The organism is Gordonia sp. DT219 (assembly GCF_049847065.1).
GTDB lineage: Bacteria > Actinomycetota > Actinomycetes > Mycobacteriales > Mycobacteriaceae > Gordonia.
This window is the reverse complement of the sequence record NZ_JBNCNR010000001.1, coordinates 405,361-421,228: the sequence shown is the minus strand read 5'-3', so window position 1 is coordinate 421,228 and position 15,868 is coordinate 405,361. Positions and strand designations below refer to the sequence as shown.

General features: G+C 68.2%; 11 protein-coding genes. 3 read left to right on the top strand and 8 right to left on the bottom strand.

Annotation, left to right across the window (positions count from 1 at the left end):
• Window positions 1-53: 53 nt before the first annotated feature.
• A complete protein-coding gene (gene aspS / locus ACPXB3_RS02085) occupies window positions 54-1,898 on the bottom strand; it encodes an aspartate--tRNA ligase (protein WP_425726170.1) in 1,845 nt (614 codons plus the stop codon).
• A gap of 129 nt (window positions 1,899-2,027) precedes the next feature.
• Here aspS and ypfJ point away from each other — a divergent pair, with 129 nt between their 5' ends.
• Both ypfJ and ACPXB3_RS02075 read left to right on the top strand, forming a co-directional pair.
• A complete protein-coding gene (gene ypfJ, locus ACPXB3_RS02080) occupies window positions 2,028-2,891 on the top strand; it encodes a KPN_02809 family neutral zinc metallopeptidase (protein WP_425726168.1) in 864 nt (287 codons plus the stop codon).
• An 8-nt stretch (window positions 2,892-2,899) separates the two neighbouring features.
• Window positions 2,900-4,588, top strand: coding sequence for a DUF885 domain-containing protein (locus ACPXB3_RS02075; protein WP_425726412.1), 1,689 nt, complete (start codon window positions 2,900-2,902; stop codon window positions 4,586-4,588).
• Window positions 4,589-4,625: 37 nt separating this feature from the next.
• Here ACPXB3_RS02075 and hisS read toward each other — a convergent pair whose 3' ends face one another.
• Together hisS and ACPXB3_RS02065 are read right to left on the bottom strand one after the other, a co-directional pair.
• The gene (hisS, locus tag ACPXB3_RS02070; RefSeq protein ID WP_425726166.1) at window positions 4,626-5,891 is read right to left on the bottom strand and encodes a histidine--tRNA ligase; all 1,266 of its coding nucleotides are present in this window, start codon (window positions 5,889-5,891) and stop codon (window positions 4,626-4,628) included.
• The gene (locus tag ACPXB3_RS02065) at window positions 5,888-6,607 is read right to left on the bottom strand and encodes an MBL fold metallo-hydrolase (protein WP_425706752.1); all 720 of its coding nucleotides are present in this window, start codon (window positions 6,605-6,607) and stop codon (window positions 5,888-5,890) included. The genes hisS and ACPXB3_RS02065 overlap by 4 nt, the downstream gene beginning before the upstream one ends.
• Before the next feature lie 161 nt (window positions 6,608-6,768).
• Between ACPXB3_RS02065 and ACPXB3_RS02060 the strand changes: the two genes are divergently transcribed.
• Window positions 6,769-7,878, top strand: coding sequence for a peptidylprolyl isomerase (locus tag ACPXB3_RS02060; protein ID WP_425706751.1), 1,110 nt, complete (start codon window positions 6,769-6,771; stop codon window positions 7,876-7,878).
• Between the two features lie 67 nt (window positions 7,879-7,945).
• On the opposite strand, the gene ACPXB3_RS02055 is transcribed toward ACPXB3_RS02060, so the two are convergent.
• The 5 genes from ACPXB3_RS02055 to secD form a co-directional block, all read right to left on the bottom strand.
• Window positions 7,946-10,306: a RelA/SpoT family protein gene (locus ACPXB3_RS02055; RefSeq protein ID WP_425706750.1), complete on the bottom strand. Its 2,361-nt coding sequence runs from the start codon at window positions 10,304-10,306 to the stop codon at window positions 7,946-7,948.
• 78 nt (window positions 10,307-10,384) lie between these two features.
• Window positions 10,385-11,011 carry an adenine phosphoribosyltransferase gene (locus ACPXB3_RS02050; protein WP_425706749.1) on the bottom strand — a complete coding sequence of 209 codons (627 nt, stop codon included), beginning with the start codon at window positions 11,009-11,011 and terminating at the stop codon, window positions 10,385-10,387.
• Window positions 10,996-12,639 (bottom strand): ABC transporter substrate-binding protein, encoded by a 1,644-nt coding sequence (locus ACPXB3_RS02045; protein WP_425706765.1) that lies wholly within the window; start codon window positions 12,637-12,639, stop codon window positions 10,996-10,998. The genes ACPXB3_RS02050 and ACPXB3_RS02045 overlap by 16 nt, the downstream gene beginning before the upstream one ends.
• A gap of 71 nt (window positions 12,640-12,710) precedes the next feature.
• Complete coding sequence (gene secF, locus ACPXB3_RS02040; RefSeq protein ID WP_425706748.1) at window positions 12,711-13,898, bottom strand: protein translocase subunit SecF; 1,188 nt, start codon at window positions 13,896-13,898, stop codon at window positions 12,711-12,713.
• Entirely contained in the window at window positions 13,895-15,739 is a 1,845-nt protein-coding gene (gene secD / locus ACPXB3_RS02035) for a protein translocase subunit SecD (RefSeq protein WP_425706747.1), read from the bottom strand. Before secD ends, secF begins: the two co-directional genes overlap by 4 nt.
• Window positions 15,740-15,868 lie beyond the last annotated feature (129 nt).

Below are 15,868 nucleotides of genomic sequence, written 5' to 3'. Positions count from 1 at the left end.
CACGAAAGTGCCGGGACCGCCTGCCGTGCGACCGGCGTCACTGGCGAGGCCGGTCAGATCCCCGCGTTCGTGGGCTCCGCGGGTGGCGTGTCGGAGCCCGGAATCGGCTTCGGTGCCGGCTTGGCATCGATGCCGGATTCCTTGCGCTGCTGCGCGGTGATCGGCGCCGGGGCATCGGTGAGCGGGTCCACGCCACCGCCGGACTTGGGGAACGCGATGACCTCGCGGATCGACGACTCACCGGCCAACAGCGCGGTGATGCGATCCCAACCGAACGCGATGCCGCCGTGCGGCGGCGCGCCATAGGCAAAGGCGTCGAGGAGGAAGCCGAACTTCTCCTGCGCCTCTTCGGGGCCGATGCCCATGATCTCGAACACCCGCTCCTGCACGTCGCGCCGATGGATACGGATCGAGCCACCGCCGATCTCGTTGCCGTTGCAGACGATGTCGTAGGCATACGCCAGCGCGGCACCCGGATCGGACTCGAGACGCTCCAGCGATTCCGGCGTCGGCGAGGTGAACGCGTGGTGCACCGCGGTCCAGGCTCCGGAGCCGACGGCGACGTCACCGGCGGCGGTCGCCTCGTCGGCGGGCTCGAACAGGGGCGCGTCGACGACCCAGGTGAAGGCCCAGGCGGCGGTGGTGGGATCGATCGGGTCGCCGGGTGCCGGGATGAGGCCCAGCCGGGTGGCGATCTCCACGCGCGCGGCACCGAGCAGGGCGCGCTGCGCCCGCGCCGGACCGGCCGCGAAGAACACACAGTCGCCCGGTTGCGCGCCGACGTGGGCAGCCAGCCCGACGTGCTCGGCATCGGAGAGATTCTTGGCCACCGGGCCGCCCAGGGTGCCGTCCGCGCCGACGAGTACGTAGGCCAATCCTCTGGCCCCGCGCTGCTTGGCCCATTCCTGCCACGCATCGAGCGTGCGACGTGGCTGTGACGCACCGCCGGCCATGACGACCGCGCCGACATAGGGTGCCTGGAAGACCCGGAACGGCGTATCGGCGAAGTACTCGGCGCATTCGACCAACTCGATACCGAAACGCAGGTCCGGCTTGTCGGTGCCGAATCGCCGCATCGCGTCGGCGTAGGTGATGCGCGGGATCGGGCTCGGCAACTCCACCCCGATCAGTCGCCACAGGCCGACCAGGATCTCCTCGGCGAGCGTGATGACGTCGTCTTGATCGACGAAGCTCATCTCGACGTCGAGCTGGGTGAACTCGGGCTGGCGGTCCGCGCGGAAGTCCTCATCGCGGTAGCAGCGGGCGATCTGGAAGTAGCGTTCCATTCCGGCGACCATCAACAACTGCTTGAACAGCTGCGGACTCTGCGGCAGCGCGTAGAAGTTGCCCGGCTGCAGGCGCGCGGGTACCAGGAAGTCACGGGCGCCTTCCGGGGTCGAACGGGTCAGCGTCGGTGTCTCTATCTCGACGAAGTCCCGCGCGAGCAGGACCCCGCGGGCGGCCGCGTTCACCTTGGACCGCAGCCGCAGGGCCGCACCGGGGCGGTCCCGGCGCAGGTCCAGGTAGCGGTGGCGCAGACGGGTCTCCTCGCCCGGATTCTCGTCGAGTTGGAACGGCAGCGGCGCCGCCTCGTTGAGGACCTCGAGTGCGACGGCGTTGATCTCGATCTCGCCGGAGGCGAGGTTCGGGTTCTCGCTGCCCTCGGGACGCGCCTCGACGACACCGGTCACCGCGATGCAGTACTCGGCACGCAGACGGTGTGCGGCGGCGGCGACCGCCTCGTCCCGGAAGACCACCTGGACCAGCCCGGAACTGTCACGCAGATCGATGAACACCACGCCACCGTGGTCGCGCCGGCGGGACACCCAGCCGGCGACGGTGACGGTCTGCGTGGCGTCGGCGCGGCGCAGGGAACCGGCGAGATGCGTGCGGAGCACAGAAGTCCTTCCTCAGGGCTGACATCGAGATCGTGGGCGCGAACCCGTGACAATCGTACGTAGGGCGCAATAGTACGGAGGACGCCGACACCGGCCCGCACCGCCCGGACTCCTCGATACGCTGAGCACATGACTTTTCAGGGCAGCGGCCCGCTCGACACCGGGAACGTCTCCGGTGGCGGCGGGGGCGGTGGTCGCATCGCACTCGGCGGTGGCGTCGGATTGATCGTGACCGTCGTGGCGCTGCTGTTCGGAATCAATCCCGGCGACATCATGGGCGGCGGAACCGGATCGACCGACTCGACCTCGGCGTCGGCCTCGGCGATCGACCAGCACGTCGCGTCGTGCACCATCGAGAAGGCCAATCAGGGCGACGCGGTCTGCCGGATCGTCGCCACCACCAACAGCCTCGATCAGGTCTGGCCGTCGTTGATGAACGGCTACACCCCGCCCAAGACCGTGATCTTCAGCGGATCGGTGAACACCGGCTGTGGTGCCGCGACGTCGGCGACCGGCCCGTTCTACTGCCCCGCCGACAAGACCGCCTACTTCGACCCGGACTTCTTCGAGACCCTGGTCCAGATGGGCGGCAGCAACGGCCCACTCGCGCAGGAGTACGTGGTGGCCCACGAGTACGGTCATCACGTGCAGAATCTGACCGGCGCACTGCGCAAGGGCCAGCAACTCGGTTCGCAGGGCCCGCGGTCGGGATCGGTTCGGGTGGAGTTGCAGGCCGACTGCCTGGCCGGGGTCTGGGCCAACCATGCCGGTGGCGCGGGCTATGACGTCCGGCTGCAGCAACTGACCCCCCAGGACATCGCCGGGGTCATCCAGACGGCCAAGGCGATCGGTGACGACACCATCCAGGGCGCCGGCTCCAACCCCGAGGGCTGGACGCACGGATCGGCGCAGCAACGGGCGCGCTGGTTCAGCACCGGTTATCAGGGTGGCGACCCCAAACGGTGCGATACGTTCGCCACCAACGATCTGTGATGGCCGATATGCGGCCGGACGACTCGGCGCGGCCGGATAATCCGCCTCAGCCGCGTCGCCCACGCACCGCCGTCGACGCGCTCGCCGACGCGCATCTGCAGGCGAGCGCCGCCGCCGACCCGATCCTGGCGACCGAGATGGGCATCGGCGGACACGACGCACGGCTGACCGACTTCTCCCCCGACGCCATCCGGGCGCGTGCCGACCAGGCGCGCGCGACTCTCGCTGCGCTGGCGGCGACCGAACCCGCCGATGACGTCGACCGGGTCACCATCGCCACGATGTCGGCCTCGCTGCGGCGCGAGACGGCCCTGGCCGATGCGGGTGAGCTGACCGGCGTATGCAACGTGATCTCCTCTCCCCTGCAGGCGATCCGCGACATCTTCGACCTGATGGACACCGGTACCGGGGCGGCCCGGCACGACATGCTCGCCCGGCTCGCGGCGATCCCGCAATGCCTGGACTCCGTGATCGCCGGACTCGATATTCGGCGCAGCGTCGGCCCGCCGATCGCGCGTCGCCAGGTAGAACTCGTTGCGGCCCAGGCGGACCGGGCCCTCACCGCGATTCTGGCCAACACCGGACCGGCCGCGGCCGACCCGGCCCTCGCCGCGGATCTCGAATCCGCAACCACCCGTGCGGGTTCGGCGTTTGCGGCATTCGCCGATCATCTGCGTACCCGCGTGCACCCCGCTGCCGTCGCCGACGACGCGATCGGCCGGGAACGCTATCTCCTCCACCTGCCGTATTACCTCAGCGCCGATGTCGATCCCGACGAGGCCTACGCGTGGGCGCTGACGCAACTGCACGAGATCACCGAGGAGCAACAGACCATCGCGGCGCACGTGCTGCCCGGTGGCACGGTCGCCGACGCCCTGGCCGCCCTCGACGCCGATCCCCGATATCAGATCCACGACAAACAGGCCTTCGTCGACTGGATGCAGGCCACCTCCGACGCCGCCGTCGAGGGGCTGGCCGGAACCCACTTCGAGGTCCCCGCCCGGCTGACCCGCCTCGAATGCCACCTCGCGCCGTCGGCGACCGGGATCATCTACTACACCCAGCCGAGCGCCGACCTGCGCCGCCCCGGCCGGATGTGGTGGGCGGTCCCGCCGGGCCAGACGGTGTTTCACACGTGGCAGGAAAAGACGACCGTCTACCACGAGGGCGTGCCCGGCCATCACCTGCAACTCGGCTCCGCGATCGTCGACGACGAGTTGAACTCGTGGCGCAAGCTGGCCTCGTTCACCTCCGGGCACGGCGAGGGCTGGGCGCTCTACGCCGAACGCCTCATGGCCGAACTCGGCTGGCTCGACGACCCGGGCGACCGCATGGGCATGCTCGATTCGCAGCGGCTACGCGCCGCCCGGGTGGTCGTCGACATCGGGGTGCACTGCCGGCTGCGGGCGCCCGAGGAGGTCGGCGGCGGCGTCTGGGACGCCGAAAAAGCCTGGGCATTCCTGAGCTCCGCGGTCGCCATGGACCGGGCGGTACTGCGCTTCGAACTCGACCGCTACCTCGGCTGGCCCGGTCAGGCGCCGTCCTACGCACTCGGACAACGGGTCTGGCAACAGACCCGCCACACCGCGCTGGCCGCCCATCCCGACTGGACGCTCAAGGAGTTCCACACCCGGGCCCTGGCATTGGGCGGGGTGAGCCTCGACGTACTTGCCGAGGAGATGGCGCACCCGGGGTGATCTCGCCGACAGCGCCCGAATTCGCGCCGTCACCGGCTCAGCCCAACAGGCCGCGTACCGCGTCGACCAGACCGTCCAGAGCCGCCTGATGCTGCTCGCCGGTCGCGAGGTTCTTGATCTCGATCTTGCCCTCGGCCATCTCGCGCTCCCCGAGCACCAGCGCCAGCCGGGCACCGGAACGATCGGCGGCCTTCATCGCGCCCTTGAGGCCGCGGTCGCCGTAGGCGATATCGACACTGATCCCCGCCGCGCGCAGGTCGCCTGCGACAGAGACCAATTCGGCCTTCGCGGCGCCGCCGAGCGGGACGCCGAAGACCTGTACGCGCGCGGCGTCCGCACCGGCGACGCCTTCGGCTTGCATGGCGAGCATGGTGCGGTCGACGCCGAGCCCGAAACCGATGCCCGAGAGATCCTGCTTACCGCCGATCTGTTTCATCAACCCGTCGTAGCGGCCGCCGCCGCCGATTCCCGACTGTGCGCCGAGGCCGTCGTGGACGAACTCGAAGGTCGTCTTGGTGTAGTAGTCGAGCCCGCGGACCAGTCTGGGATTGAGCTCATAGGGCACGCCGAGCCGCTTCAGGTGGGTGAGCACCGTGTCGAAGTGCGCGCGTGCGTCGTCGCCGAGGGAATCGAGAAGCAGCGGCGCGCCGGCGGTGACCGCCTTGATCTCGGGACGTTTGTCGTCGAGGACCCGCAGCGGGTTGAGTTCGGCGCGCTTCCGGGTCGGCTCGTCCAGGTCGAGCCCGAAGAGGAACTGCTGCAACGCTTCTCGATAGCGAGGTCGGCTCTCGTCATCACCGAGTGAGGTGATCTCGAGCCGGAACCCGGACAGTCCGAGCCGGCGGTACCCCTCGTCGGCGATCGCGATCACCTCGGCATCGAGGGCCGGGTCGTCGATGCCGATGGCCTCCACACCGACCTGCTGCAACTGCCGGTACCGGCCGGTCTGCGGCTTCTCGTACCGGAAGAACGGTCCCGCATAGCACAGTTTCACCGGTAGCTGCCCGCGGTCGAGGCCGTGCTGGATGACCGCGCGCATGACCCCGGCCGTACCCTCCGGGCGCAACGTGACCGAGCGGCCACCGCGGTCGGCGAAGGTGTACATCTCCTTGCTGACGACATCGGTGGATTCCCCGACGCCACGGGCGAACAGCGTGGTGTCCTCGAAGACCGGCAGCTCGATGTGACCGTATCCGGCGCGTCGGGCCGCCTCGGTGAGGGTGTCGCGCACCTTACGGAAGTCCGCGGAGACCGGCGGGTAGTAATCCGGAATGCCACGGGGTGCGGCGAAGTCGCTGCTCACAGGCCGAATCGTCCCTTCTTGCTGTCGGCGCCGAGGTCGGCGAGAAACGGATTGCCTGCGCGTTCGGCACCGATGGAGGTCTGCGGGCCGTGTCCCGGCAGCACCTGCGTGCCGTCGGATCGGGTCAGCAGTTGCCGTGCGATCGAGTCGAGCAACTGCTGGTGGTTGCCACCGGGCAGATCGGTCCGGCCGATCGACCCCGAGAACAATACGTCACCGGAGAAGCAGACCGGCACGGTGTGGCCCTGGGCTCCGCCGGCGTCGACGGCCGGCACGTCGAGGGTGAGCAGCACCGACCCCTGGGTATGGCCGGGCGCGTGGTCGACGGCCAGCGACAGCCCGGCGACCTCGACGGTCTCACCGTCGGCGAACTCGATGACCTTCGCCGGTTCGCGGAACGTCAGTGAACCGATCATCGGCCCCAGCGCCGGCCCGAGCCCCACGGCCGGATCGGCGAGCATCGGCCGATCGTCGGGGTGGATATATGCGGGAATCGAGAATTCGTCGCACAGTTCGGCGGCGTTCCACGTGTGATCGAGATGCCCATGGGTCAGCAAGACGGCCACCGGCGTGAGACGGTGTTCGGCGAGCAGCTCCCGCACGCGGGGGGCGGCGTCCTGTCCGGGATCGACGATGATCGCCTCGGCGCCCGCTGCGGTGGCGACGAGATAACAGTTGGTCTGGAACATGCCCGCGGGGAAGCCGGTGATCAGCATGGTCTCCATTGTGTCGTATCGGCCACGTCACAGACCCGGTGCGGCAACTTCTCAGGCGATACTGGCACACTGCATGGGGTGTCCGGCGGGGTGTCGGGCGTTCAGCAGTCCGGTCAGCAGGGCGCACAGCAGTCCGAGTGCACAAAGGAGGGCGTCACAGCGTGGCGAGCAACAAGGAGCCCGAGCAGTCGGGTGCCCAGAACGATGCCATCGAGGGCGACTCGGCCCCATCCGACGAGGTGTCGTCGCCGGCGAACCTGACGAAAAAGAGCGCCGACCCGGCCGCCGACGATTCCGTCGGCGGCGCGGCGAGCGGGCGGGTACTCACCAATGAGCAGCGACGTGAGGCCGCCAAACGCAAGCTCGCGGAGCGGCTGGACCGGGAGCGGGCCGCCGCCCGCAAACGCAAGATCCTCATCTCGACGATCTCCGGCGTCGTGGTCATCGCGGTGGTCGCGACCGCCACCTACTTCATCGTCGACAAGATCCAGACCGATCGGTTCAACGCTGCGCACACCACCTGCCAGTACGACAAGCAGGACAGCAACTTCAAGCAGATCCCCACCTCGGTCCCGGCCGAGATCAAGGATCCGGCCCAGCGTGAGCTCTTCCAGGAGCAGATCGACAAGGTGCGCGCGGGCGAGTCCAAGCAGCGAACCTCACCGATGCCCGACACGACGCAGGCCAAGGACGGCACGTCCACGCTGACGTTGTCGACCACCCAGGGCGCGGTGCCCGTCGATCTCAACCGCACCGGGGCGCCCTGCAACACCGGCGCGATCATCTCGCTGGCCGACCACGGCTACTACAACGACAGCCCGTGCCACCGGATGACGACTGCCGCCCTCAAGGTGCTGCAGTGCGGTGATCCGACCGGCACCGGCCTCGGGCAGCCCGGCTGGACCAGCCCCGACGAGCCGCCTACCGATCTGAAGCCGGCCGGTCAGCCGAATCCCCAGAGCGGCCAGCAGCCGGTGACCTATCCGCGCGGCACCGTGGCCATCGCCAACAGCGGGAGCCCCCAACAGGGCGCACCGAACTCGGGCGGATCGGCACAGTTCTTCATCCTGATCCAGGACGGCACCCTGCCGTCCAGCTACGCGGTGGTCGGCAAGGTGAACCCGACCGGTATGAAGGTCATCGACAAGGTCTATGCGGGCGGGGTCAACCCGGGCATCGGACCGAACCAGATGACCGGTGCCTACGAGCGCACCGCCGATGACGGCTCACCGAAGCTGCCGATGACCATCGAGACCGCCAAGGTGTCCTGACCCCGTACCGACAAATTTCTCGCGCCTCACCCGAGATGGGTGGGGCGCGAGAAGTTTCTCGGGCGGGTCAGGCGGCCGAGGTGACCCGATAGACGTCGTAGACGCCCTCGACGTTGCGAACGACGTTCAGCACATGCCCGAGATGCTTCGGATCGCCCATCTCGAAGGTGAACTTGCTGACGGCCACCCGGTCGCCGCTGGTCGTCACCGACGCCGACAGGATGTTCACGCGTTCGTCGGCGAGCACCTTGGTGACGTCGGACAACAGCCGGTGCCGATCGAGTGCCTCGACCTGGATCGCCACCAGGAACACCGATTCGGGTGACGGTGCCCACGAGACCTCGATGATGCGTTCGGACTGATCGAGCAGCGAGGTGGCGTTGGTGCAGTCGGTTCGGTGCACGCTGATACCGCCCCCGCGCGTGACGAATCCCATGATCTCGTCGCCGGGCACCGGGGTGCAGCACTTGGCCAGCTTGATCATCAGGTTGTCGACGCCCTCGACGACGACGCCGGCGTCGCCGCCCTGCCGCGAACGGGTGGGCATCGTCGACGGTGTGGAGCGCTCGGCGATCTGCTCGGCCGCCTCGTCGATACCACCGAGCGCGGCAACGAGCCGGTTCACCACATGGCGTGCGGAGACGTGGTTCTCGCCGACGGCCGTGTAGAGCGCGCTGACATCGGAATAGCGCAGCTCTTTGGCGATCGCCGCCATCGAAGTGGAGCTCATCAGCCGCTGCAATGGCAGTCCGCCGCGACGAACCTCCTTGGCGATCGCGTCTTTCCCGTGTTCGAGCGCCTCTTCGCGGCGTTCCTTGGCGAACCACTGCCGGATCTTGGCCTTCGCCCGCGGCGACACCACGAAGTTCTGCCAGTCCTTGCTGGGCCCGGCGGTGGCCGCCTTCGAGGTGAACACCTCGACGACCTCGCCGTTCTCCAGGGTGCGTTCGAGGGCGACGAGGCGACCGTTGACGCGCGCGCCGATGCACCGGTGCCCAACCTCCGTGTGGACGGCATAGGCGAAATCCACCGGGGTGGAGCCGGCCGGCAGCGTGATCACGTCACCTTTCGGGGTGAACACGAAGATCTCCTTGACCGCGAGGTCATAGCGCAGCGACTCGAGGAACTCCCCCGGGTCGGCGGCCTCACGCTGCCAGTCGAGCAGCTGCCGCATCCACGCCATGTCGTCGACCTCGGCGACATCGGATTTGCGGCCCTTGCGGTCCTTGTATCCGTTCTCCTTGTAACGCCAGTGCGCGGCGATGCCGAACTCGGCGGTGCGATGCATGTCATGGGTCCGGATCTGCACCTCGAGCGGTTTGCCCTCGGGCCCGATCACGGTGGTGTGCAGCGATTGATACACCCCGAACCGTGGCTGGGCGATGTAGTCCTTGAACCGGCCTGCCATCGGCTGCCACAGCGAATGCACCACGCCGACGGCGGCGTAACAGTCCCGGACCTCGTCGCACAGGATGCGCATCCCGACGAGGTCGTGGATGTCGTCGAATTCGCGGCCCTTGACGATCATCTTCTGATAGATCGACCAGTAGTGCTTCGGGCGGCCCTCCACCGTCGCGCTGATCCGTGCCGAGCTGAGCGCATTGTTGATGTCGGCGCGCACCCGCGCCAGATAGGTGTCGCGTGATGGCGCCCGGTCGGCGACCAGACGCACGATCTCCTCGTAGCGCTTGGGATGCAGAATCGCGAACGACAGGTCTTCGAGCTCCCATTTGACCGTTGCCATTCCCAGTCGATGCGCCAGCGGCGCAATGACTTCCAGCGTCTCGCGGGCCTTGCGCGCCTGCTTTTCCGGCGGCAGGAACCGCATCGTGCGCATGTTGTGGAGCCGATCGGCGACCTTGATCACCAGCACCCGCGGATCCCGCGCCATCGCGATGATCATCTTGCGGATGGTCTCGGCCTCGGCGGCATTGCCGAGGGCCACCTTGTCGAGTTTGGTCACCCCGTCGACGAGATGGGTGACCTCCGAGCCGAATTCCGCCTCGAGTTCTTCGAGCGTGTAGCCGGTGTCCTCGACGGTGTCGTGCAACAGCGCGGCGACCAGCGTGGTGGTGTCCATGCCGAGATCGGCGAGGATCGTCGCCACCGCGAGCGGATGGGTGATGTAGGGGTCACCGGACTTGCGGTTCTGGCCCTGATGCCGTTCGTCGGCCACGTCGTAGGCGCGTTGCAGCAGCACCACATCGGCCTTCGGATAGATCTCACGGTGCAGGGTGACCAGCGGTTCGAGCACCGGCCGGACCGGGCTGCGGGTGGCGGTCATCCGGCGGGCCAGCCGGGCACGAACACGACGCGACGCCGACGAATGCTGCGGCAGGGAGCCGTCGATGTCCGCGGATCCCGTCGGCTCCACGTCGGCGGCGCCCGCGTCGGCCACTGGGACTGCGGTGTTCGGCTCGTCGGCCATCAGACCCTCCTTCGGCTCGGGCGGTTCGTGCAACCACACATGGTCCGATTCTAATCCGCCCAGGACGCGAGCCGGTCGCTACGCGTCGGTCGTCACGGCGTGGATGGGGACGTCACCGAGTCCGTCGACGATCCGGGCACGGCCGGCCAGTGCGGTCAGTTCCATGATGACCGCGATACCGATCACCTCGGCCCCGGCCTGACGTAACAGCTCGGCCGCGGCCACGGCCGTACCGCCGGTCGCGAGCACGTCGTCGACGAGCAGTACCCGCGAGCCGGTGACGTCGATGCCGCTCGCCGGGATCTCCAGACGCGCGCTGCCATATTCGAGGTCATAGTCGACCGAGTGCACCGGCGGTGGGAGCTTGCCGCCTTTGCGGACGGCGAGTACGCCGACGCCGAGCTCGCACGCCACCGCTCCGCCGAGCAGGAATCCGCGCGCGTCGATGCCCGCGACGAGATCGGTGGACCGGCACCCGTGGGTGAGTGCGGTGACGATCGACGACAGACCCTCCGGGTCGGCGAGCACCGGCGTCAGATCCTTGAAATCGATACCCGGAGCCGGGAAATCGGCCACCATCCGTCCGTGTTCGGCGATGGCCCGGCGCGCGCGGGCCACCGCGGCGGCGGTCACACCTGTGTCGTTCGCATCTGGATCGTTCACTTCTGGGTCGTTCACTTCTGGGTCGTTCACTTCAGAACCCATCGATCCATATTCCATCCCGTTCCATTCCGTGCCGCTCCCGCCACGACATTGCCCACCCGATCATTCCAGCGGTGCACGCGCGGGGCGGCGAACAACGGGATCGACGGTACCTGCGCCCAGGCACCGTTCTCGATGATGCGTACCTGAGCGAGCCGCTCCGATTCCAGTTCGGTGACCGCGAGGTCGTCGATGGCGCGATTGACCTGCGGGTCCGAGAAATTCGACAAATTCAGCGGATCGTCGCCGCGCAGCTGATAGGCGTCGCGGGTCGAGTCGGCGGCCCCGGCTGCCGCGAAGGACTCGCCGTTGGCAACCAGCAGGGCGTCGGCGGCGGAGCCGAGTGCCCCCACCCCGCCGGTGGCGGTGCCGACATCGGTGACGGTGAGACCGGCCGGCGCACAGGACGCGTTGATCGCCTCGATCATCTGATGCCATCGCGGGGTCGGGGCGGCGTAGCCGATGCGGACAGTCCGTGCCCCCGGTCCGCCGGCCCCCTCGGCCGCGACCTCGGCGAGGAGTGCGCGGGTGCGGTCCGGTTCCGGACGGGCGTACTGGGCGCCGAATTCGGGGTTCAGCGGCGCGGCCAGCTCATCGGCCGGCGCCAGGGTCCGCATGTTCCACATCTGCGCGCCGGCGCCGAACTGCCGAGCCAGCGCGTCGCGGGGCACGCAGGAGGCGAATGCGCGGCGCACCCGGACGTCGCCGAACACCCCACGCCCCGACAGCACCAGCCCCTCGACGCCGAGCGCCCGGGCCGGGTCACCGGCCGGCGGGCCGCCCGGCACGCCGCTGTCGGGGCCGAGCCCAGAACTGACGTCGGCGACGTCGTACCCACCGTCGGTCAGCCGCTTGACGGCATCGCTGCTGCGGCCGAAGACGGCAATGCGTGACGTGGCCGGTTTGTCGCCCCACCATCTGTCGTTGGCGACGAGGACCAAGCCGTCGGTGGCCGAGTAACTCTCGACTCGATATGGCCCCGACGCCGGCAGTCGCGTCTTGTCGACGGCTCCCGGTACCAGGTCGAAGCCGGTGTTCCACGCGGTGGCGATGCGGGCGATCGCCGTCCGGTCGCGGGTACGGATCGGGTCGATGATGTCGGCGACGCCGGCCTGACGCGCCACGACCTGCGCGGGCAACAGCGTGCCCGCGCCGAACAGTGCGGCCCAGTCCCGGTAGTCGCGGCCGGACGCAAAGGTGACCGTGGCGACCTTGTCTCCGGATGCACAGTCGACGCTGTCGATGTCGCGGTACCCGGCGGTGCTCGCGGGAGCGAATTGCGGGAACCGGCCGCTCATCGCCGCCCAGGCCAGCACGAGGTCATCACAGTCGAGCGCAGTGCCGTCGGAAAACGTTGCGCGCGGGTCGAATTCGTATTTGAGGACGAGTCGGCCACCGGGTTGGCGGGTGACCGTGCCGACGTCGCGGTCGGGTGTCACCTGTCCGGCGTCGCCGAGGAAGCTGAAACCCGGGAGCACACGCGTGAGGGCCATCAGCGCACCGTCGGCGTTGCCGTTCTCGGTGTTGGCGTTGTAACTGCGGACATCGGCGTCGATGACGTAGTCGATGGTCGGTTCGGTGGAATCACGCCCGCACGCCGCCAGTGGTCCACCCACGAACAGCAGGCTCATCACCACCGCCGTCGACTTCGCCACCGCACCTGCCGCGATGCGCGGGCGCCACCTTGTCACGACTGCCGAGACTATCGTGCCCGTCGGCGTTTCCCACTCGGCACCGCCGGGGTGTCGTCATCGGCGGCACTGCGGGTGGCCCGACCCCGCACCGGCCGGCGTGCCTGCGGTGCGGTGGCCGCATCGGGGTCGTCGCCGGCTTCGATGGCCGCCCGCCGGTCCAGGACGCGTTTGGTGTGGCGGGCGATATCCTTTCGGCGCTCCTTCAACGTCACCAGCAGCGGAGTCGCGAGGAAGACCGACGAGTAGGCGCCGACGACGACGCCGACGAGCTGGATCAGCGCAAGGTCCTTCAGGGTGCCGACGCCGAGGAGCCACACCGCGATCACCATCAGCGCGAGGATCGGCAGCACCGAGATCAGGGTGGTGTTGATCGAGCGCATCAGCGTCTGGTTCACCGCCAGGTTTGCCTGTTCGGCATAGGTCCGTCGACTCGTCTGCAACACCGAGCGGGTGTTCTCCGAGACCTTGTCGAACACCACGACGGTGTCATACAGGGAGAAGCCGAGGATGGTGAGCAAACCGATGACGGTGGCCGGGGTGACCTCGAAACCGACCAGCGAATAGATCCCTGCCGTGCAGATGATGTCGAAGAACAGACTGGCCAGTGCGGCGATCGACATCTCCCGGTCGAACCGGACCGCGATGTAGACGAACACGATCACCAGGAAAACCACCAGTGCGATCAGCATCTTCTCGGTGATCTCACGCCCCCAGGTGGAGCTCACCTCGGAGATGCTGACGTCCTGCGCGGTCAGCGTCGGACCATACGCATCGGTGAGCGCGAGGCTGACCGAACGTGCTTGTTGTGGGTTCAGCGCGTCGGTGCGCACCTGGACGGTCTGGCTCGAGCCCGACCCGGCCGTCTGCACCGAATCCGGTGCGGTGCCGAGCGCCTTGCCGACGACGTCCTCGACGGATTGGCTGGTGATGCCGTGCGACACCGGAATCGAGATCTGTGTACCGCCCTCGAAATCGATCCCGAAGCTGAACTGCCGCACGCCGATCGAGATGATGCAGACCGCGAGGATGAGCGCGGTCACCAGATACCACATGCGTCGTTTGCCCACGACCTCGAAAGCACCGGTACCGGTGTAGAGGCGCGACAGGAACGAGCGCGACGTGTCGGCGCGGAAGTCGGCCTCACTGCCCGCGACGGTCGCCGTCGTGGTGTCGTCGGTCCGATTACTGGCGGTCATTTGGCCGATCCTTTCGCCGACGCGTCCGTCTGCGACGTCGCGCGCGTGCCGGATTCCTTGGTCAGATCGGCTCCCGGTTGTGTGGTGAGGTCTGATACCCGTTGCGCCCGAGCGGTTCTGCGCTGGCGGGCCACCTCGCTGACCGCCCCGAGGCCGTTGACCTTGGGGCGGGACAGGAAGTCCGAGTGGCTGGCGAGGACCACCAGCGGATGCGTCACCAGGAACACGACCACGATGTCGAGAATGGTCGTCAGCCCGAGGGTGAACGCGAAGCCGCGGACCTCACCGACGGCGAGGATGTAGATCACCGCCGCGGCCAGGAAGCTGACCGCGTTGCCCGACCAGATGGTGCGGCGGGCGCTGGCCCAGCCGCGTGGAACCGCCGATCGGAAACTTCGTCCTTCACGCATCTCGTCCTTGATGCGTTCGAAGTAGACGACGAACGAGTCGGCGGTCATCCCGATCCCGATGATCAGGCCGGCGATGCCGGAGAGGTCGAGGGTGAATCCGATCCATCGACCGAGGAGCACGATGATGCCGTACACCATCACCAGCGACAGCAGCAACGATGCCACGGTGAGGAACCCGAGCATCCGGTAGTAGGCCAGCGCATAGATCAGCACGGCCAGCAACCCGATCGCACCGGCGAGAAGTCCAGCGCGCAACGACGCCAAACCCAATGTCGCCGAAACGGTTTCGGCGTCGGAGGTGGAGAAGGACAACGGCAGCGAGCCGTACTTGAGCACGTTGGCCAGGTCGGTGGCCTCGGACTCGGTGAACGGCGAACCGGTGATCCGGGTGGACCCGGAAATCGCCGAGTTGATCGCCGGCGCCGACACGACGCGCGTGTCGAGGGTGAACGCGGTCTGCTTGCCGATGTTCTGTGCGGTGTACTGCGGCCACTTCGCCGCGGCGGCGCCCTTGTAGTCGAGGCTGACGGTCCATTCGCTGGTCTGCGGGTCGGTACCCGCACTCGCCGACTTCACGTCGCGCCCGTCGATGATCTGCGGGCCCAGCAGGTACACCGTCTTGCCGTCGGTGGAGCAGGCCACCAGATTCTCGTTGGGGTTGTCGTTGCCCAGCAGCGGGTCATTGGCGCCGGGCGTGCAGTTCATCTTGGCCATGTACTGCTGCAATGCCTTCGTGTCGGCACCCTCCGGCGCCTGCCGGTTCTTCTTCTCCTGGGCGATCTGCGCGGCCACCTGATCGGCGGGCAGCGAGTCGGTGTCGCTCTTGTTCTGGGGCGTCTGCGGTTGCGGCGTCGCCGGCGCGGACGTCACCACCGGCCGCACATACAGCCGGGCCGTCTGGCCCAGCGACTTCGCCTCCGATCCGTCCTTGCCGGGGACCGTGATCACCAGGTTGTTGCCGCTGACGACGACCTCCGAACCGCCGACGCCGAGACCGTTGACGCGCTGTTCGATGATCTGCTTGGCCTGATTCAGCTGATCCCGGCTGGGCGCCTTGCCGTCATCGGTGCGGGCGGTCAGGGTCACCCGGGTCCCACCCTGCAGGTCGATACCCAGCTTGGGCTGCGGAGAGCCACCGCCGGTGAGGAAGACGAGGAGATAGACGAGTGCGAGCAGCACGACGAACGCCGTGAGCGGTTGCCACGGCGGAATCTCGCGTGCCGGCGCGCGACGCGATGCCCGGCGTCCGCCGCCGGATTTGGACGTCCCGGATTTGGACGTCCCGGACTTGGCACCTCCGGACTTGGCGTCTCCGGACTTGGAGCCCCGTGAACGCGTCGAGCCCGGGCCGGGCCGCTTCGGATCCGGGCCGGCTGCCCCGGTTCCCTCGGTCGAGGCTCCCTTCGATTCGGCCCCGCGGGAAAAACTCACGTACTCGATCTCCTTTGATGAGCGTCGGCCGGCGCACCCGAAGGGCACCCATGCCGACACGGGCCACGCTGCACATTCCTACCCGTGGCCGTTACGCCGGCAGGCAGGATCGCGCGCCACTCTACTGCC

Coding starts and splice junctions, on each gene's coding strand:
- ypfJ (WP_425726168.1), top strand. CDS start 2,028: ATGACTTTTCAGGGCAGCGGCCCGCTCGACACCGGGAACGTCTCCGGT.
- ACPXB3_RS02075 (WP_425726412.1), top strand. CDS start 2,900: ATGCGGCCGGACGACTCGGCGCGGCCGGATAATCCGCCTCAGCCGCGT.
- ACPXB3_RS02065 (WP_425706752.1), bottom strand. CDS start 6,607: ATGCTGATCACCGGCTTCCCCGCGGGCATGTTCCAGACCAACTGTTAT.
- ACPXB3_RS02055 (WP_425706750.1), bottom strand. CDS start 10,306: ATGGCCGACGAGCCGAACACCGCAGTCCCAGTGGCCGACGCGGGCGCC.
- ACPXB3_RS02050 (WP_425706749.1), bottom strand. CDS start 11,011: ATGGGTTCTGAAGTGAACGACCCAGAAGTGAACGACCCAGAAGTGAAC.
- ACPXB3_RS02045 (WP_425706765.1), bottom strand. CDS start 12,639: ATGAGCCTGCTGTTCGTGGGTGGACCACTGGCGGCGTGCGGGCGTGAT.
- secF (WP_425706748.1), bottom strand. CDS start 13,898: ATGACCGCCAGTAATCGGACCGACGACACCACGACGGCGACCGTCGCG.